This window comes from Chryseolinea lacunae, assembly GCF_016735595.1.
In the GTDB taxonomy this organism is placed as follows: Bacteria; Bacteroidota; Bacteroidia; order Cytophagales; family Cyclobacteriaceae; genus Chryseolinea; species Chryseolinea lacunae.
Map to the genome: position 1 here is coordinate 17,278 of NZ_JAERRB010000020.1, position 19,087 is coordinate 36,364.

The window sequence follows — 19,087 nt, forward strand, 5'->3', positions numbered from 1 at the left end:
TGTGCAGGCTCAGGTTGCTCAGGGACTGAAGAAACACGCGCCGCCGTGGCCCTGCCCATCACCGCATCAGGAAAAACCTGATCCCTACCGAAACACCTGATTTTGCAAAATAGTGACGCCCCTGAAGGATACGCGCGTCAAAGCCGGCAATTTTGATCTGTCGTTCGCAAAGAGGGTTGGGTATTGGGGAGGCGACAAAACAGCCTCGCAAACACCCTGTGTGTTGCGGCCCGAAGAATGAAAGTTTTTTTATCCGAACCGATATGAATGCCAAAAGCCCTTTCAAGATTTTCATTGTCGAAGACGACCCCTGGTATGGCCAGCTGCTAAAGTACCACCTGTCGCTCAATCCCGACTATGAGGTATCGCTTCTCACTACCGGCAAAGATTGCCTCGACCAGCTTTCACAAAAGCCCGACGTGGTATGCATCGACTACAACCTGCCCGACACTACGGGCGACAAACTGCTGACTAACCTGAAGTCTGTTTGTGCTACACTGCCGGTGGTGGTCATCAGCGGGCAGGAAGAAATTGCCGTGGCACTAAACCTTTTGAAGCTGGGCGCCGCAGAGTATATCGTGAAAGACGAACACACCAAAGACATGCTGTGGAACACGGTGCGCCAGCTCCGCGAAAACGCCACACTGCGCCGCGAGCTAACCGAACTGACAGCGCTGGTGGAAACCAAATTCAGCTTCGAAAAAAACATCATCGGCGAAAGCCCGGCCTTGAAAAAAACATTTGCCCTCATGCAAAAAGCCGCCAGCACGCTCATCAACGTTTCCATCACGGGCGAAACAGGAACGGGCAAGGAAGTGGTGGCCAAAAGCATTCACTTCAACAGCGACCGAAAAAAGAAACCGTTTGTAACGGTCAACATGGCAGCCATCCCCGCCGATCTGCTCGAGAGTGAATTGTTTGGCCATGAGCGGGGCGCATTCACGGGCGCTGTGGCCCAACGCATCGGCAAGTTCGAAGAAGCCAACGGCGGCACCATCTTTCTCGACGAAGTGGCCGACCTGGATTTGAATTTGCAGGCCAAGCTGCTCCGCGTGTTGCAGGAACGCGAAGTTGTTCGTGTAGGCGGCAACCAGCGGGTAAAGCTCGACGTGCGCGTCATCACCGCCACACACAAACACCTGGGAGAGCAGGTAAAACAAAAACAATTTCGCGAAGACCTCTACTACCGCGTGCTCGGCTTGCCTATTGAACTTCCCCCCTTGCGCGAGCGCGGTCAGGACATTTTGCTCCTGGCCCAACACTTTGTGAACGAGTTTGCCGCGATCAACAAAATAAAATCGCCACAGCTGAGGCCGGAGGCCAAAGAGAAACTCATGCACTATAACTATCCCGGCAACGTGCGCGAATTGAAGGCCGTCGTAGACCTGGCGTGCGTCATGGGCAATGGCGCCGAGGTGACGGCCCATGACATTTGCTTTTCGCCAGCACAGGCCGACCAGGAATTTACGGTGCTCGAAAAAACCATGCAGCAATACAGCTGCGACATCATCGCCTTCTACCTGAAAAAATACAACAACAACGTGGTGCTGGTCGCCAACAAACTAGACATTGGCAAAAGCACCATCTATAATCTGTTGAAGCGAAACGAAATCAGTTTGAGTTAAACAACACCGCTATGAACCATGAAACACATCCCGAACCCTGTTTCGATCTCACCCTGATGCAACAGGCCAGCAACGGCAACCCGGCGTTCATGCAGCGAATGATCAATTTATTTTGCGTGCAAGCCACCGAAACAATTGCAGCCTGGCACACGGCCATCGCCGGCAACGACTATGATGCCATCCGGAAAATTGCCCACAAAATAAAACCAACACTCGATGCGCTCTGCATCGCCGAAGTGCACAACGACATCCGCTGGCTGGAGACCATCGACTCCCGCATAAATCTCCGGCACGACGTGTTGGTCGTGGTGAACCGGGTCGGGCATGTTCTCACCCATGTGGCGGAACAACTTCAATCAACCGGTCAATCTGCCACAAACTGAAACCGGTGGCGATAGATAAAAATTGGAAAGACATTCCACGCCGTGGAATGCATACCCATAAAATCGCGCTTCCGACTTTTCAAAGCAGGTTTTCTGGCGCGGCACGAACTTGGAAAGTGAAACGATAAAAACAAAGCAGTCATGCACCCGAACAAAAACATCAAAGTATTCCTCGTCGACGACGATGCCTTCAACCTGACCCTCACCCAACAACAACTCCTCAACCTGGGCTACGCAAATGTCGCGGCCTTCGAAAACGGAACCGATTGTCTCAACAACCTCGCCGAAAAACCCGAGGTCGTGTTTCTCGATCATACCATGGAAGGCGTTACCGGATTTGATGTACTCAAAAAAATCAGGCGGGTGAACCCCGACATTTTCGTAGTCATGCTGTCGGCACAGGAAAACATGAACACCGCCATCGACTCGTTGAAATATGGCGCGTTCGACTACATCATCAAGGGCCCACAGCAAGGCAACAAGATCGAGAATGCGCTGGAGCGTATCACCGAAATAATGGTCGTGCTCAAAAAAACAAAGTTGCCGGCATGGCGCAGGCTGTTGTCTTTCATCTGAGCTATGAAAAATCAAATCTTCCTGTTGCTGGCACTGGCCGTGCTGATGGCATCCTGCAAAACACAAAACCTCTTCGAACAAACGCGACATCAGCGTGAAGCCGCACAAGCCGCGGCCGACACCGTTTTCCGTTTCAATCCCCACTACCAATACACCCTCCGCAAAGACGACAAGGTGAGCATCAGCGTGTGGGGGCAGGACGAACTTAGCGTGGGATCCGAATACGGAATCTACAACTCTAACGAAGTGTACGGCAAATGGCTCCTGGTCGACCTCTATGGAAACGTGGTCCTTCCCAAATTCGGCACCTTCCACGTGGCAGGCTACACGCTGCCGCAGCTGAAAGACACATTGCAAAACCTGTATCGCAAGTGGATTGTGAAGCCGGTAGTAGACGTGAAGGTATTGAACAAGTTCATCACCGTGATGGGCGAAGTCAGAAACCCTACGGCGGTTCAGGTCGACAAAGATCACAACACATTGCTCGACCTTATTTCGCGCACCGGCGGTTTCGAATTCTATGCCGACCTGAAGCGCATCAAGGTGCTTCGCCAGGAAGGCGAAAACGTGCGTGTCACCAACCTCGACCTGACACGCGCCGAAGAATATCTTTCCAAAAACATTCAGCTTCATCCGGGCGATGTTGTCATCGTCCCCTCCAAGCACTATAAAACATTCGACAAGCGCATCTCTACCATCATTCCGTTCACCTCAACCATGACGGCGGCGGCCATTCTCATCGGCACGTTTTAACCCTCAGGCCATGGAAGAAAATTTCAGAATACTAAAACCCTATGTGCGCGGCTTTCCCCTCATTGTGCTGGCCATGGCGCTGGCGGTGCTGGCGGCAAACAAATACCTCGGCTATGTCACACCCCTCTACGAAAGCACCGTGAAATTGAAACTTGCCGACGTGAACGAGGGCGTGCCCAGCAGCAACCTGTTCAAAGACCTCGATGTGTTCGCCAACGCCAACAAGATCGCCGGCGAGATCGAACTGATGAAATCCAGCGTCATGATCGGAAAAGTCCTGGACAGTCTTGACTTCGATCTGGAGATCTACCGCATCGGCTCGGTGCGCAAGGTGGAGCTCTATCACGAATCACCCTTTCTCATACACTGCCATTTCACCGATGCAAGATTGTTCGACAAAACCATCGGGCTCACCGTTCACTCGGCGCAAGCCTACACCCTCGCCGTGCCCGGAGAACCGAAGGCATTTGCCGGCACGTTTGGCAAGCCCCTCGCGCTGCCCGGGGGCGATGTGCTGCTGGAACTCAACGCGCCCCTGTTGGCCCAACGTGCGTCCCTTTCCATTGTCGATCGCTATGCATTCGAGGTGATGAGCCGCGAAAAGCTCTACACAAAAATCATAAAGAACCTCGACGTGGTTTCCATCGACAAAGACGTGCCCGTGATCCGCATCAATTTCAAAAGCCCTATTCCCGAAAAGGCCGCGCGCCTGGTAAACCAGATGGCCCGAAGCTATGTGAACGACTACATCGACACCAAATACAAAGCCGCACGCACCACGGTCATGTTTCTCGAAGAACGGATCGCCGACATTGCCCGGCGACTGGCACAGTCTGAAAACACCATTCAAAAATATCGCGACAACCGCGACATCGTGAACATCCACCAGGAAACCGAAACCGATCTCCGGAAAATATCACAACTCAAAATCCAGCAAACCAATCTTAAAATGAACCTCGACGCCATCGAGGCACTCAACGCCTACATCGCCGATGGCAAGCAGAACTTTTTGGACCTGGCCCCCAACTTCGAAGCGTTCACCGACCTGCTGTCGACTGAAATCATAAAAAAACTGAAGCAATTGCAATCCGACAAGAAAGATCTGCTCCTGGTTTTCACACCCGAAGACGAACGCGTGAAGGTGGTGGACATGAAAATGAAGGACCTCACTTCCTACCTCGTGGAAAGCATTGACAACACCTATAAAAACATCCGGGTGAAATATGATCGGCTCACGACCGACATTGCCGAAGCCGAAAAAGTGTTTATCGGCGTGCCCGAAAAAGAAAAGATGCTCACCATACTAAACCGGGAGTTTGAAATCTACCAGCGTTCCTACAATTTTCTGAACGAAAAGAAAATCGAAGCCGAGATTGCGCAGGCCGCCCGCATCGCGTTTCACCGGATCATCTCGCCGGCCCTGCCCTCGCATGTGCCCGTGTCGCCAAACCGTCCCATCATCATCATTGTGTCGGCGCTGGCCGGCATGTTTGGTGCCATCGCACTCATCTTTGTGGTGCACATGGCCAAGGCCAAAGTGAACGATGTGCACAACATCGAACGAAATTCTCCCATAGAAATCGCGTTGCTCACGCCCTTTCTGGAAAAGCCTGCGGGCCTTCGCGAACATTTTCTGCGCGAAGCCATTCAACTCGAACTGAAAGGCGTGGCGATGCCAAAAACCATTCTGGTGCTTACCTCGGGCGACCGGCGCGAGGGACGTTCGTTTCATGCCTGGCACCTCGCCCAGGCCTTCGCCGCGCAAGGGCGATCGGTTTTGCTGGTAGACGTGGGCGATCGGCTCGCGGCACAATGCACAGAAACAACCGGCGAGGGCGTGCGCAACACAACCTGCGGCGGTGTGCACGGCCTCAGCCTGAGCGATCCCAAATACAGCGCCTACACAAAGGCGTCGCTGCGACAACATCTCGAACAACACGCGGCGGCGTTCGATCTGGTGGTGGTGAACAACGAACCCCTGAAAGGCGAGACACGCGCCCTCCTGCTGATGAGCGTGGCCGACGCCAACCTTTTTGTGCTCGACTCGCGGCGAACACCGCAAAGTCAGATCCTGAACGTGTCGTTGCTGCAAAAGGAATTTTCACTTCCCAACATGTGGTTTATCCTGAACCGCTGCGGCTACAACCCCAACGTGTTGCGGCAACTCATCGCATTTGTTCGCGCGCAAATCACAAACTATCGATCGCGATGAACACAAAACCTATCGCGCAAGGCAAACCGTGGTGGCGGCACGAAAAATTTCTCGTGTTGGCAGACCAGGCGGTGTTCAGCGGCGGCAGCTTCGGCATCACACTCTGGCTGGCCCACGGCATGATGCCCCACGACTTCGGACGCTTTGCATCGCTGGTGCTGGTGCTTTACCTGATCATCAGCGTGAGCAATGCCATCATCGTTCAACCCTTGCAAGTGTCGCTCGCATCACAAAAGCACGCCGCTTCCTATGTGGCGTTTGCCGTGGGCATGCAAGGCATTTTCACCCTGGTGCTGTGCGGAAGCGTGGCGGCACTATTGGGCTCGGAGATCGACCTCGTGAAAGACTATGCCGTGCATGCGGTGGGCATCACGGTGCTGACGGCAGGCTTTGTGCTACACGATTTTTTCAGAAAGCTTTTTCTGGCCGACGCAAAAATCGGCCAGGCGCTGGGCCTCGACGGTTGTGTGGTGACTTTGCAAGCCATCTCTTTTGCAGTCCTGTTTTTTCAGCATGCGCTTACGCTGCAAACTGCATTGGTGGCGCAAGGCATTGCCTATGGCAGCGCGGCCGTGCTGGCCTTTGCGTGGTCCGGTGCGTCGCGCGACTGGCGCGCCATGGAGTGGAAAGTTTTTTTGCACCTCCACGTGCAACAGGGAAAATGGTTTGTGTTCACGGCGCTGGTGCAATGGTGGTCGTCCAACCTCTTTGTGGTGGCGTCGGGCATTTTTCTGGGGCAGGTTGCGTTGGGCGCGTTCCGGCTGGTGCAATCTATGTTCGGTGTGCTCAACATTTTGCTGCAGGCGTTCGAGAACTATGTGCTGCCCCAGGCCACGCGCCACCTGCAGGTGTCGCACCACGAAGCCAAACGCTACCTGCGACACATCGGCACGCAAGGTGCCGTGGTGTTTGGCGGCGTGCTGCTGGTGCTCTTTGTCTTTGCCGAACCCGTTATGCAATGGGCCGGCGGTGGGCACTATAGGTCCTATGCTTTCATCCTGCGCGGCATGGCCGTGTTGTATGGAGTTATTTTTGTGGGCTATCCGGTGCGCATGGCCATCCGCATGCTGCTGCTGAACAAGGTCTTTTTTATCGGCTATTGCCTTTCGTTTGTGTTCAGCTTGCTCACCTTCAAAATGTTCCTGTCGGCGTGGCAACTCCAGGGCGTCATTGCCGGCCTCATTGCCAACCAGGTTATCCTGCTTTGTTTCTGGCAATATGCATTACAAAAGAAAAAATTTATACTATGGAAATAATTCATGTGGTGTTGGGCAAGGCCAATCCCGAGCGGATGAATGGCGTGAACAAGGTGGTTCATCAACTGGCCAGCAAACAGGCCGAGAGCGGAAGAACGGTTAGCGTGTGGGGCATCACCCCGTCGCTGGAACATAACTACGGACCCCGCAATTTCACAACGCGGTTGTTTGCCGCTCACAAAAATCCATTTCGACTCGACACCAACCTCGTGGTGGCCGTGATCACAAAAAAGGGCAACGCTGTTTTTCATTTACACGGGGGGTGGATCCCGGCATTTTCAACGCTGTCGAAGCTGCTGGCCGATCACGACATTCCGTTTGTGATAACGCCGCACGGTGCCTACAATACCATCGCCATGCGCAGAAGTCACACGTTGAAACGGCTGTACTTTTCGTTGTTCGAAAAACAATTGCTCAAGCGCGTGCACCGGGTGCATTGCATTGGCGAAAGCGAAGTGTCGGGACTGACAAAAATATTCCCCACGCAAAAAACATTTCTGCTACCCTACGGCTATGAGCCCGCCCCGCTCACCATTCACCACCCCGACGCGGGCAGCACCTTTGTGGTGGGTTTTGTGGGCCGGCTCGATGTCTACACCAAAGGCCTTGATCTTTTGCTCGACGCATTCCGCGTGTTCAACCGACGCCATCCCGACGCTGTGCTTTGGATGGTGGGCGACGGCCCAGACCGAAAGATGCTGGCGCGGATGATTGAACAACGCGAGCTGGAAGGTGTCGCATTGTTGTGGGGCAGCAAATTCGGTAAGGAAAAAGACGACTTGCTGAAACGCATGGACGTGTTTGCACATCCCTCGCGAAACGAGGGACTGCCCACCGCCGTGTTGGAAGCGGCCGCGCTCGGTGTGCCGGCCGTGGTCTCGCAAGCCACCAACGTGGGGCGATATGTGACCCAATACAATGCCGGCATTGTGATTGATAACGAAAACATTCCCGCACTGGCGGCGGCCTTCAAAACCCTCTATGACCGCAAAAAGAACGACACCTTGCACGAGCTCGGTTCCAACGGACGCTGGATGGTGGGCCAGGCTTTCAATTGGAAAAGCATCGTCACCGATTTTGACACGCTATACGCCTGCGCGTGAGTCCTGCAACCGACCATAGCCCGTTGCACGCCGCCTTTCTGAAAAAGGTGAATGTCTATCTGTTTATTATCCTCTTCCTCATGGTGGCCGGCTTCTTCACCTGGAGCGAGAACGTGACCATCACCCGCGCCATAAAAGTGGTTGGGCGCATGGGGGTGATGATCTCTTCCTACGGCATCTACCGGATGATTCTCCGCTATGGAGCGGTCGACGCCCTGCGCGGCAAAAACCTGCTGTCGCCCTTGCTCTACATGGCCTACCTGGTGCTGGGATTTCTTTCCTTTATGTGGAGCACCAATCCGGGCTTCAGCGCCTTGCAATGGTTCATGACGCTGCAAAGCCTGGTGTTTGGTTTTTACTTCGTGAAAAGCCTGATGCTGCTCGACGAATTTTTTCCGGGCCACGCCATCCGGCTCTACAACCTGCTGGGCAACGCGGTGTTCATTCTCATTTCCATTTTTGTGGTGGGCATGTATGCCGACCCCGACACATTCTTCAGGCTAACACACGGCGGCGAAGAAGCCCGGCTGGGCGGCTACATCATGAACCCCAACGAACTTGGCATGCTGGCCGGTGTGGGCGTGGCATGTCTCATCTTCGACATCTATCGCAACCACCACCGCCTCTGGACCATCACGAAGCTGATCGTGATTTTCTACGCCCTCTACATGACCGGCTCGCGCTCGTCACTCATTGGCGCATTGCTCATCATCTTGTTTCACATCAAACAATCCCAAAACAAACGCCTCAAAACCCTCATCATCGCCGGCATCCTCGTTGTTGCACCCCTGGCAGTTTATAAAGTTATCCTCAAAGACGGCGACAGCAGCCGGCTGGAAGAAGTGATGAGCATGACGGGACGCCTCCCGTTCTGGACAGCCCTCATTCAGGAGGGTTTGCCACGCGAGCCGTTGCTGGGGTTTGGATTTATGCGCATCGACTACAAGGAATATTTTCAAAGCACACACACCTATCCCGGCAAGATGACGCACAACACGTTTATGCAGGTGCTGATGAACCTCGGCTTTGTGGGCCTCACCATCATCATCTTCCAGGTCATGTTCACCCTGCGGGGTTTCATGGGCGAAGCCAACGAAAAAAAACTGATGCTCATCGGCATTCTCATTCCGGTGCTGATCAATTCATTTACCGAGTTCGGAATATTCGGAGAGTCCAACTACGGAATCATGTTCTATCAATTGCTGATTTTTTCAATCTCATTCAGAAGCGGTGGCGAGCTCACCTCGCGCCAAAAACTTCACTTGCAGGTAGCCGCCAAACGCCAGCGCACGCGCACGCCGGGCCAAGCTTTTCCACGCGGTGGAAAGTCTGTCCAGCACATGTGCTAAAAATGTGCTCCCGGTTTTTCAAAGCATTTATTCTCAAGGTGTTACAAGCCTGGCGCGGCAAATGGCAGACAGTTCGAAAGACGTGTTCCTTATGACTGTAAACGAGATCGTTGAAACCCTGGGCTATCGCATTGTGCCCGACCACCGCGTGCTGGTGGATGCAGAGAAAATCGACCTCTGCTATGCGAACAATCCCGATGGAACCCTGCGGTGGCTATGGCCGTCAACGCTGCGGCATCCGCTCTTCCTGAAGTTCTATAACGTGAGGGGCCGCAAGGCCAAATTTTTTGCCTGGGCTGTCACCCTGCTGTTTCGTCTGCGCGTGCACCGGCTGATGTTCAGGCACATTTGTTTGCACGTTTTGCCCACGGCAGATGCCGTAACCCCTGTGCAAGGCGAGTGGGCAGCTTTCGCCGGCACGCCCGGACCAAATCGGAAGGTGTTGATCTATGCAAAGAAAAATGGTGCAGGCTTTTTCATAAAGCAGGCCGTCGGCGAAAACGCCATGGCCGTGCTGGCCAACGAACACGCAGCGTTGTGCTGGCTGCGGTCACAACAACCAAAGACATTCCAGTTTCCGGAAGTGATCCAGGTTTCCGAAGGTCGTGTCAAAATTTCAGACGTGGCCACGAACGGCCAACGCACGTCGGCGTTTTCGGCGGCACACGTTGAGGTGCTTAAGGAACTAAAATACAAGTCGTGGCAACATGCAAGGTTGTGCCAGGTGGCGTCGTGGCAAGACACAAACAACACGTTCGCGCAATTGTGCCGGAACACCGACCCACGACTTCCCAAAGGCATGCTGCGAAAAATCGGTTTTCTACTCGAATCCATCAACGACGAAAAAGTAATCGAAACGTGTTTCGCGCACGGCGACTTCACACCGTGGAACATGTTTCAAGCCGACGGAAAACTATGCATCTATGACTGGGAGATGTCGCAGCACGCACCCCTCGGCTTCGATGCGTTTCACTATATCATTCAAAACGGCATCCTTGTGGCCCGCCACCCCTGGCGAAAGATTGAGGCCGACCTGCAGGTGTTGTTTGCCAACGAGCGGGCGTTCCTGGGCATGCACACCGCCGTGGAGCAATCGTTCTATCTGTCGCTCTATCTGCTGATGCATACCGTCTACTACCTCGACCTCTACAGCCGACAAAACCAGTGGCACACCCAGGTGCGTTGGCTGCTCGACACGTGGAGCGAAGCAATCAGTGCCGTGCTGGCCAAACACATACCCCATCGCGAACTGCTGTTGATGGATGTGGTGGATGTGCTGCGCGACGAAAACTATGCGGTGCTGAAATATGACGATACCTACCCCGAACACCTCAGCCCTTTTTCAGACCTCGATGTCTGCATTACACGTGAGGGCTACAAGAAGGCAGAACATTTTCTGGCAAACCATGCGCTCGTCAGGAGCCGGCAGGTAGTCACAAAATCGTTTATGGCCACCGAGCATCTCATCTTGCACGACGGTTCCATGTTGAGCCTTGATTTTATCTGGGAGCTGAAACGCAAGGCACTGGTGATGATGGATATTGACACGCTGCTGCGGCATGCCCAGGTGCGATGGCACGGTGTGAAAACACCCGCTACGCTGGACGATGCACAGTATGTTGCCTTGTTCTATAGCCTCAACCATGCACCCGTGCCGGCCCGGTATCAGAACATCCGGAGTGTTTTGCAATTGGCATCCGGCCCAACCCACGCCTTGCTGGCACACTACGTGGCCGAACCGTCGGCAGCATCGGGTGCCAACATCAGACAACACGTGAAGGCGCGCCCCGAGAACAAGGGCATTTGCCATGGCCTTCATCAGCTGCAGTATGCCCTCGACGTGGTGCGCGCAGCCATACTGAAACGCGGCATCGTGATCACGTTCAGCGGTGTGGACGGCGCGGGCAAATCCACCATCATCGAAAATGTGAAACATCGTGTGGAGAAACAATTGCGCCGGCGCGTGGTGGTGTTGCGTCACCGTCCATCGCTCCTGCCCATTCTCAGTGTGTGGACAAAGGGAAAGGCCGCCGCCGAAAAAGCAGCGGCCACCGGGTTGCCACGACAGGGCAACAACCGGAGCACACTCTCTTCGATGTTCCGATTTGCATACTACTACACCGACTACCTCATTGGACAGCTCTACATCCACGTGCGCTATGTTCTTCGCGGCTATGTGGTGCTCTATGACCGCTACTACTTCGACTTCATTAACGATGGTCGCCGCAGCAACATTCACCTTCCCGCATTTGTTGCCCGCTGGGGATTTACGCTGATACTCAAACCACAGTTGAACTTCTTTCTCTATGCCAACGCCGACCTCATTCTCCAGCGAAAGAAAGAGCTCGACAAAACCACGATCGAAAACCTAACCCGTAGCTACCTCACGCTCTTCCAAAAACTGAACGACGATGGCGATGACGATCGCTACGTGCCGATCGAGAACGTGGACATGGGCGCCACCCTCAACATCATTCTGAACCGCATCGTGCCATTTGTGCACACTTCCTGAATTGTTATACCATGAAAACACAGCTTGAGAAAATCATCAGACTGCGCAATCCTGCCTTTTGTTTCGACAAGGCGCTGAGTGGCGCCATGCTGCGGGCGTTTCTGTGGCAACAAGTGGTGCGCCTGGTGCGCGGATGGCGAACACTCCTTTGGCTTCAACGGCCGCAAGGTGCTTTGCTGGGCCGGGGCGTGTGCTTCCACTATCGTTCCAGGATACGGTGGGGAAGATTTATGAAACTTGACACAGGCGTTTGCCTGAGCGCCCTCGGCATCGAAGGCATCACACTGGGCAACCACGTGAGCATTGGGGCGTACAGCCGTGTGGTTGTGTCAACCTCACTAAACCACGTGGGGCAACACATCCGCATCGGCCACCATGTGGGCATTGGCGAGTTCGCCTATCTGGGTGGCGGTGGAGGACTGGAGATAGGCGACGACACCATCATTGGACAATACTTCAGTTGTCATCCGGAAAATCACAACTACCGCGACCTCACCACCCCCATTCGCTCGCAAGGCGTCACCCGCAAAGGCATTGCCATCGGAAGCAATTGCTGGATCGGCAGCAAGGTCACCGTGCTCGATGGCGTGAACATCGGCACAGGTTGTGTAGTGGCCGCCGGCGCCGTCGTGACTCAATCCTTCCCGCCGCATAGTGTCATCGGTGGCGTGCCTGCCAAACTAATCAACCACAGACATGCGTGATTCAAAAATCATCCTGGCCACAGCCTACGCAGTGAACCCCTATAAAGGATCGGAAGATGGCATGGGGTGGAACCTCATTTGCCAGATTGCCCGCTTCCGCCCGGTCATTGCTGTGACGCGCCAAAACAATCGCCGCCACATCGAGCAGTTCATGCAGGAACATCCCAACCCGCTCTATGCAAACATGGTGTTTGAATATTTCGACCTGCCCTACTGGATGCGCTTTTGGAAAAAAGGCGGACGCGGCGCAATGCTATACTTCTGGATGTGGCAACGCGCTCTTCCCGGATTCATAAGACAGCGGAAACTTGTTTTCGACATTGCACACAACCTGAATTTCCACAACGATTGGACACCCTCCTATTTGTGGAAACTCAAGAAGCCCTTTGTGTGGGGGCCCATAGGTCACCACCCCCAAATCCCCGCAGCATTTCTGAAGCCCTACAAGAAACGCTACCGCTTTTATGAAACGCTCACATGGCACGTCAAAAATGCATTCTGGAAATTTTCACCGGCGCTGCGCAACACCATATCGCATGCAGCCCATGTGCTGTGCATGAACCGCGCGGTGGCCAACGTCATTGACCTGTCGAAGAAACAGGTGAGCATCATGCCTTCGGTGGCGACCGAAGATCACAACAACCACCGGTCCCAACCCCGACAGAAGTTCACCGTGCTGTCGGCGGGGCGTCTGGTCCCTTTGAAAGGGTTCGATCTCACCATCCTTTCGTTTGCCCGTTTTTTGGCCACGTTGCACCCGGTCGAACAGGAGCGTTGTGAATTAATCATTGTGGGCAGCGGCCCCGAAGAATCCTACTATCGACACCTCGTGCAGCAACAGGGTGTGGAGGCCCATGTGCGCTTTTTTGCGTGGATGGAAAGATCGTTGTTGCTGCAACAGTATGCCGACGCTGCCGCCTTTCTCTTTCCATCGCACGAAGGGGCGGGCATGGTGGTGGCCGAAGCCCTGTCGTTTGGGGTGCCCGTGGTTTGTCTCGACAATTCCGGCCCCGGCGAGTTCATAGACGCATCCTGCGGCATAGCCGTGCCGGCAACTTCCGTCAACGAAACCATCAACGGACTGGCCGCCGCGTTGGGCGGTCTTCATGGCGATGAGCGTAAACGTCGCGCCCTCAGCCACGGCGCGCGGGCCCGGTTCGAATCGCATTTTCAATGGAACCGACGTGGCGATCAACTCGACCACCTCTATCAAAATCTGTCTGTATGAAAATATACGCTTTCCATTTACTGAACGATTATAGCGGCAGCCCCAAAGTGCTGATGCAACTCATTAAGGGATGGGTAAAAAAAAACATGGATGTCACGGTGGTCACAAGTTCAGGACGCGATGGCTTTCTGAGCAACCTTCAGGGCGTGCGTTATGTCCGCTACTGGTATCGGTGGGCGGCAAACCCCTGGCTTCGCCTGTTCAATCTCAGTGTCAGTCAGGCATTGCTCTTCTTCACGCTATTTTTCAAAGTAAAAAAAGGAGACGTTCTGTACATCAACACCGTGCTGCCGTTTGGCGCGGCCTTTCTGGGCAAGGCAAAAGGTTGTTGTGTTGTGTATCACATTCACGAAACCACCATGCGCCCGCCGGTGCTGAAAAAATTTCTGTTTGGCATTGTCAGGTGGGCTGCCGACCAGGTCATCTATGTGTCGCACGCCCTGTCCGAAACCGAGCCGATGCCCGGCAAAAATGTTCAGGTGTGCTACAACGCCATGGAAGACTCGTTTCTCGCCATGGCCGAACAAAACGTGAAGCCCCTTGGTGCGCCGCGCAATGTGCTGATGGTTTGTTCGCTCAAAGTGTATAAGGGGATCTATGAATTCCTGGCGTTGGCCGAGTGGCATCCCGAATGCCAGTTCAGGTTGGTCGTGAATGCGTCGCGCACCGACATCGATCGTTTTGTGCAAGGCGTGGTGGTCTCCGACAACGTGGAGATCTTCAGCACGCAAACGGACCTCCACCCCTTCTACCGCTGGGCCGACGTGGTGGTGAACTTGTCGCGCCCCGACCTATGGGTAGAAACCTTCGGCCTCACCGTGCTCGAAGGCATGGCCTATGGACTTCCCTGCATTGTGCCGCCGGTGGGCGGCATCGCCGAAATTGTTACCGACGGCGTGGTGGGCTTTCATGCCGACTCCCGCAACCTGGCGAATGTGTCCGTCATGCTCAAGGTGCTGCTGAACAACAACCACCTCTATCGCTACATGAAAGCAAAAGCAAAAGCCCGTGTTGAGCATTTTCGCGAAGCGTCGATGGAGGCGCAAAGCTTCGCGATGCTCTCGCGTTTGTGTGGCGGAAAGGCATTCCACGACGTGGAAACGATCCCGCAGAAACCTGCCTGGTTTGCTTCCAGGCAGCCTTTTATCCATTGGCACACGAATGGTATTTCGCCCGTCATGAAATCAACACCACACCCCCGCGAGAAAAAGAAAGTCGCCGTGATTGGCACGGTAGGATTGCCGGCAAACTATGGCGGCTTTGAAACACTCGCCGACCACCTGGTGAAAAACCTGGGCGATCAATACCACCTCACCGTATATTGTTCCGGTCGAAAATATCCAAAACCCAACCGGCTCAAAAACTATCTGCAGGCCCGTCTGACATACGTGCCCCTCGATGCCAACGGCATTCAAAGTATTGCCTACGACACGCTTTCGATTTTGCACGCGTTGCTTTATGCTGATGTGTTGCTGATTCTCGGCGTGGCGGGCGCGTGGATGCTGCCCTTTGTGCGGCTCTTCACCAACAAAAAAATCATCATCTCGATCGACGGCATCGAGTGGAAGCGCGACAAGTGGAACACCCTGGCCAAATGCTACTTGTGGTGGGCCGAAAAATTGGCCGTCCGCTATTCTCACATCGACATATCCGATAACGAATCCATACAAGACTACACGGCAAAACGCTATGGCACCCTCAGCCGCATCATCGAGTATGGCGCCGACCACACACTCCATGTCAGTCCTGCATTTCAGGACAAGGAGCAGTATTCCTTTCTGCGCAAGCCCTATGCATTCAAAGTCTGCCGGATCGAACCCGAAAACAATGTGCACGAAGTGCTGGCGGCATTTGCCAAACTGCCCAGGCATACGTTTGTGATGGTGGGCAACTGGGAGAAGAGTGCCTATGGCCGCGACCTTCGAAGAACCTACAAGGACTTTGCAAACCTCCACCTGCTAGACCCCATCTATAACCAGCGAACACTCGACATGCTGCGCGGCAATGCGCTCGTGTATGTACACGGCCATTCCGCGGGCGGCACCAATCCCTCGCTGGTAGAGGCCATGCACCTGGGGCTTCCCGTCATCGCCTTCAATGTTTCCTACAACCGCACGACCACCGAAGACAAAGCCCTGTATTTTAGAAACGCCGAAGAGCTTGTTCAAATCATCGAAACCACATCGGTGCATACGTTGAAAGAACTCGCCAACACAATGCGCCAAATTGCCATGCGCCGGTACACCTGGAAGCTGATCGCTTCAAAGTATGCGCACCTCGTTCAGGAAGTGCTCACCGCGAAAGTGAAACCCTCTATTGCCGCAAAAGTGACAACGATAGACGAGGCCGTGCTGGCGCGTTACCAGGCAGAGCACCTTAAATTCAGCAATACCTTCTACGAAAAACGATAACCATGAAAATGATCTTCGAAAACTTTCTTCCCGCAACGGTGGCCCTCATCTTTTCCATGGTTGTCATTCCCGTGTTCAAATCCCTGGCCTGGAAAGTGGGGCTCGTAGACCGGCCAAATGCGCGAAAGGTTCATGACCAGCCGGTGCCGCTGGTGGGTGGCATTTCCATCGCCGTCACCACCGCGTTGGCCTTGTTGCTGAGCCCCGCATTTTTGCACGCCCTCAACCAGCACTGGGCGTTGCTTGGTGGCGCGCTGGTGCTATTGGCAACGGGCGTGCTGGACGACCGGCTGAACATCAAACCGGTGTACCGGCTTTTCATTCAGCTGGCGTCTGCCTACGTGGTCTGTTCGTCGGGCATACGCATCACATCCCTGTACGGCATTTTTGGTATCGACGAAATTCCGCTGGCACTTCAATATGGCCTGACCATGATCGTGATCACCGGCGTCGTCAACGCCTACAACCTTATGGACGGTGTGGACGGACTCCTGGGAGGTCTCACGCTGATCGGATTTTCGGTGCTGGCCATCATTGCCTTTCAACTGCGCCAATATGATCTCGCCGTGCTCTACATCACGCTCGTGGGCGCCGTCATCGGATTTCTGTATCACAACCTCAGCAAAAACAAAATCTTTATGGGCGATGGCGGATCGCTTTTTCTGGGGTTCATACTTTCTGTGTCGGCCATCACGTTGCTCAACACAGCCGGCACCGGCGGGCCGGTCGAACAAGTGAAAGTGTTGCTGTTGGTGTCCGGCATTTTTCTCGTGCCCGTGCTCGACTCGCTGCGCGTCTACCGCTCACGAATAAAAAAAGGCGTATCGCCTTTCACTGCCGACAAAACGCATCTGCACCACCTCTTTCTTCAACTCGGCCTCACGCACAAAAAAACATCCATACTCATCAGCATCACCGTAACCTGCGTCCTGCTCATCACCGCGGGTTTGATTTATCTGATTCCCGTCACGTGGGTAATTCTGTCGGCCGTGTTGTTGTTTGCCGCCGTAACGTCGTTGCTCAACGTGAACCGTTCTGTGGTGGAGTGGAAAAAAATACTGGAAAAAATGGAGTCCGGCAAGTAGTGGAGAAATCCAAGCGCCGTTGGCAGTGTCATCATTTAAGCCTCCACAAAAAACCGCCTGCCGATTTGCTTCGCCCGTGAATCACCGAAGAAATGCACGACACCTGAATGCCTTCGCTTCGGGACGCCGCCGAAAGACTGGGAAATTCGCCAAGCCTTTCCCCATCGATAGAATACTTATAAATCGACTTACTCACCCGCTTCAACTTCGCGAGGGCCGAACCCTGGAGAGTTTCCAGGTTCAGTTTTTCAACCACCTTTCCATACCGCCACACAAAGCCTCCCGCAGTTCTGCATTTGCCGGTGGCTGCCGCCGAAATACTTGACGACGTCACCCCTGTTCTTCGTTCCGCCTCCTGGCCGCTCCTAAACTCCGCAAGCTTTCTACCGTCGCGGTCATATTGTGTAACCGCACGCGCTTTGTTTTGTGAAGGAGTTTTCGCAAGCTCACCAAAATAGCGATTCCCCTTTGTGCGCCACACAAACCCACCTGCCGATCGCTTCGGCTTGTCTAAAACTGTCGATATACCCGACGTATCTATCGCGCATGCTTTCGCCGCTTCTGCCAGACTTGAATATTTTTTTATCACCTTGCCCGACAGCGCATATTGAACAACTTCCTTTCCGTTTCGCGCACCGCGACTGGGTCTAAACGATGAAGACATCCGGGCAGGTGCCACCGCATAGCGCCGCGCACGAGCGCCGTCACGTTTATTTTTAGCCCTTGGATTCTTCTTAATTTTCTGAGCGAAGCATCCATACTCACCTTGATAGTCTTCGTTTTCAAAACGCCACACAAACCCATACGACAATTTGGATTGTTTGCTGGCGCAATGGAGCAACGCCGTGTTGCAAAAGCCCGTTGCCTTGCAAGCCTGGTTCACACTATCGTAGCGTGCAACCCTCAACCCTTCGGGCGTATATTGCACAATGCCTTTGGGCCTGTTCCGGATCGTATCTTTCAGTTCCCCGTCGTAAGTTTCTCCATCATATCGCCAAACATAGCCACTGCCAAACCTGAATTTCCGCAGGGCTGCGCCACTGATCGTTTTGCCGCTGATCTTTGTCGCGCGCGCGGCTTCCGTAACACTCAAAAACCTCGCTATTTTCTCGCCCGCAATGCTGTATTGCGTCACGGGTCTTTCTCTGGAAAAACCCGACTGTTCACCGCCGTAGTAGTCGCCCTTGTAGCGATAAACAAATCCCCGAAGTTGCAGCACTTTTTTCTGTGCAGCCCTCCTCACACTAACACGATGGGTGCCGGTGGCCTTCGACGCCATGGCAATGCTTTCAAACTCAGCTATCTTCTTTCCGTCCAGCGAATATTGTATAATCGGACGCTCCGCGTTTTTGCCCGTTCTTGGCTGTCCCTTTTTTTTGGTAGTTCCTGATTTTGGAAGACGCCCGATGTGCAACACATGCCGATACACGTGAACACCATCCATCAACACAAGATTCTTATAATGATTGTTGCAGTTATCACCATCGCGATGAACTACGCGCAAGTGATCTTCCTTAAAATCGATCGGCGCAACAAACACCTGATACACGAGCCTGTTCACAAGCGCTCTCAGCCTTCTCCCATTATACCGGACATTCACAGCCAATTGTTCCATGTAATCTTTCGTATAGGGATTGTAGCGTCTCGACATAACCTGCTTGCGAATGCATTCCTTCGCCGGACACACCTTTCCAGTTGCCTTCCGAATCTCCTGCGACAACATCCAAACACGTCCATAGTTGGAAACTGCCAGGTGGCCGTCAAATCCGGGAACATCCAGCCACTTTTCTCCCTTCATGTTTTCAAGCGAAAGATTCCGGAAGGGATACCGGTCATAATCTTTGTCTGATTTCAACGTACGGTCTGGGATCTTATTCATTGTGATTTCTT

The 19,087-nt window shown here is 53.8% G+C and carries 14 protein-coding genes; 13 read left to right on the top strand and 1 reads right to left on the bottom strand.

Going from position 1 to position 19,087, the window contains the following annotated elements:
• The first annotated feature begins 263 nt into the window (after positions 1–263).
• The 13 genes from JI741_RS31620 to JI741_RS31680 all read left to right on the top strand — a co-directional run bounded on the left by JI741_RS31620 (position 264) and on the right by JI741_RS31680 (position 17,197).
• The gene (locus tag JI741_RS31620) at positions 264–1,625 is read left to right on the top strand and encodes a sigma-54-dependent transcriptional regulator (RefSeq protein WP_202016490.1); all 1,362 of its coding nucleotides are present in this window, start codon (positions 264–266) and stop codon (positions 1,623–1,625) included.
• An 11-nt stretch (positions 1,626–1,636) separates the two neighbouring features.
• Positions 1,637–2,008 (top strand): Hpt domain-containing protein, encoded by a 372-nt coding sequence (locus JI741_RS31625; protein ID WP_202016492.1) that lies wholly within the window; start codon positions 1,637–1,639, stop codon positions 2,006–2,008.
• Between the two features lie 141 nt (positions 2,009–2,149).
• Complete coding sequence (locus JI741_RS31630) at positions 2,150–2,584, top strand: response regulator (protein WP_202016493.1); 435 nt, start codon at positions 2,150–2,152, stop codon at positions 2,582–2,584.
• A gap of 3 nt (positions 2,585–2,587) precedes the next feature.
• Positions 2,588–3,337: a polysaccharide biosynthesis/export family protein gene (locus tag JI741_RS31635; RefSeq protein ID WP_202016494.1), complete on the top strand. Its 750-nt coding sequence runs from the start codon at positions 2,588–2,590 to the stop codon at positions 3,335–3,337.
• Positions 3,338–3,347: 10 nt separating this feature from the next.
• On the top strand, positions 3,348–5,549 hold the full coding sequence (locus JI741_RS31640; RefSeq protein ID WP_202016495.1) for an exopolysaccharide transport family protein: 2,202 nt from the start codon (positions 3,348–3,350) through the stop codon (positions 5,547–5,549).
• Entirely contained in the window at positions 5,546–6,805 is a 1,260-nt protein-coding gene (locus JI741_RS31645; RefSeq protein ID WP_202016496.1) for an MATE family efflux transporter, read from the top strand. Before JI741_RS31640 ends, JI741_RS31645 begins: the two co-directional genes overlap by 4 nt.
• Positions 6,796–7,908, top strand: a complete 1,113-nt coding sequence (locus JI741_RS31650) for a glycosyltransferase family 4 protein (RefSeq protein WP_202016497.1) — start codon at positions 6,796–6,798, stop codon at positions 7,906–7,908. Before JI741_RS31645 ends, JI741_RS31650 begins: the two co-directional genes overlap by 10 nt.
• The gene (locus JI741_RS31655) at positions 7,905–9,257 is read left to right on the top strand and encodes an O-antigen ligase family protein (protein WP_369411898.1); all 1,353 of its coding nucleotides are present in this window, start codon (positions 7,905–7,907) and stop codon (positions 9,255–9,257) included. The genes JI741_RS31650 and JI741_RS31655 overlap by 4 nt, the downstream gene beginning before the upstream one ends.
• Positions 9,258–9,348: 91 nt before the next feature.
• Positions 9,349–11,769, top strand: coding sequence for a phosphotransferase (locus JI741_RS31660; protein WP_202016499.1), 2,421 nt, complete (start codon positions 9,349–9,351; stop codon positions 11,767–11,769).
• A gap of 11 nt (positions 11,770–11,780) precedes the next feature.
• Positions 11,781–12,473: an acyltransferase gene (locus JI741_RS31665; protein WP_202016502.1), complete on the top strand. Its 693-nt coding sequence runs from the start codon at positions 11,781–11,783 to the stop codon at positions 12,471–12,473.
• Positions 12,466–13,701 (top strand): glycosyltransferase family 4 protein, encoded by a 1,236-nt coding sequence (locus JI741_RS31670; protein WP_202016504.1) that lies wholly within the window; start codon positions 12,466–12,468, stop codon positions 13,699–13,701. Before JI741_RS31665 ends, JI741_RS31670 begins: the two co-directional genes overlap by 8 nt.
• A complete protein-coding gene (locus JI741_RS31675; protein WP_202016506.1) occupies positions 13,698–16,112 on the top strand; it encodes a glycosyltransferase family 4 protein in 2,415 nt (804 codons plus the stop codon). The genes JI741_RS31670 and JI741_RS31675 overlap by 4 nt, the downstream gene beginning before the upstream one ends.
• 2 nt (positions 16,113–16,114) lie before the next feature.
• Positions 16,115–17,197, top strand: a complete 1,083-nt coding sequence (locus JI741_RS31680) for a glycosyltransferase family 4 protein (RefSeq protein ID WP_202016508.1) — start codon at positions 16,115–16,117, stop codon at positions 17,195–17,197.
• A 31-nt stretch (positions 17,198–17,228) separates the two neighbouring features.
• Here the strand turns inward: JI741_RS31680 and JI741_RS31685 are convergent, their stop codons facing one another.
• Positions 17,229–19,076, bottom strand: coding sequence for an NUMOD1 domain-containing DNA-binding protein (locus tag JI741_RS31685; RefSeq protein WP_202016510.1), 1,848 nt, complete (start codon positions 19,074–19,076; stop codon positions 17,229–17,231).
• Between the last annotated feature and the right edge of the window lie 11 nt (positions 19,077–19,087).

Excerpts from the sequence above, each read along its gene's own strand:
- JI741_RS31620 (WP_202016490.1), top strand. The coding sequence starts at position 264 with ATGAATGCCAAAAGCCCTTTCAAGATTTTCATTGTCGAAGACGACCCC.
- JI741_RS31625 (WP_202016492.1), top strand. The coding sequence starts at position 1,637 with ATGAACCATGAAACACATCCCGAACCCTGTTTCGATCTCACCCTGATG.
- JI741_RS31630 (WP_202016493.1), top strand. The coding sequence starts at position 2,150 with ATGCACCCGAACAAAAACATCAAAGTATTCCTCGTCGACGACGATGCC.
- JI741_RS31635 (WP_202016494.1), top strand. The coding sequence starts at position 2,588 with ATGAAAAATCAAATCTTCCTGTTGCTGGCACTGGCCGTGCTGATGGCA.
- JI741_RS31640 (WP_202016495.1), top strand. The coding sequence starts at position 3,348 with ATGGAAGAAAATTTCAGAATACTAAAACCCTATGTGCGCGGCTTTCCC.
- JI741_RS31645 (WP_202016496.1), top strand. The coding sequence starts at position 5,546 with ATGAACACAAAACCTATCGCGCAAGGCAAACCGTGGTGGCGGCACGAA.
- JI741_RS31650 (WP_202016497.1), top strand. The coding sequence starts at position 6,796 with ATGGAAATAATTCATGTGGTGTTGGGCAAGGCCAATCCCGAGCGGATG.
- JI741_RS31660 (WP_202016499.1), top strand. The coding sequence starts at position 9,349 with ATGACTGTAAACGAGATCGTTGAAACCCTGGGCTATCGCATTGTGCCC.
- JI741_RS31665 (WP_202016502.1), top strand. The coding sequence starts at position 11,781 with ATGAAAACACAGCTTGAGAAAATCATCAGACTGCGCAATCCTGCCTTT.
- JI741_RS31670 (WP_202016504.1), top strand. The coding sequence starts at position 12,466 with ATGCGTGATTCAAAAATCATCCTGGCCACAGCCTACGCAGTGAACCCC.
- JI741_RS31675 (WP_202016506.1), top strand. The coding sequence starts at position 13,698 with ATGAAAATATACGCTTTCCATTTACTGAACGATTATAGCGGCAGCCCC.
- JI741_RS31680 (WP_202016508.1), top strand. The coding sequence starts at position 16,115 with ATGAAAATGATCTTCGAAAACTTTCTTCCCGCAACGGTGGCCCTCATC.
- JI741_RS31685 (WP_202016510.1), bottom strand. The coding sequence starts at position 19,076 with ATGAATAAGATCCCAGACCGTACGTTGAAATCAGACAAAGATTATGAC.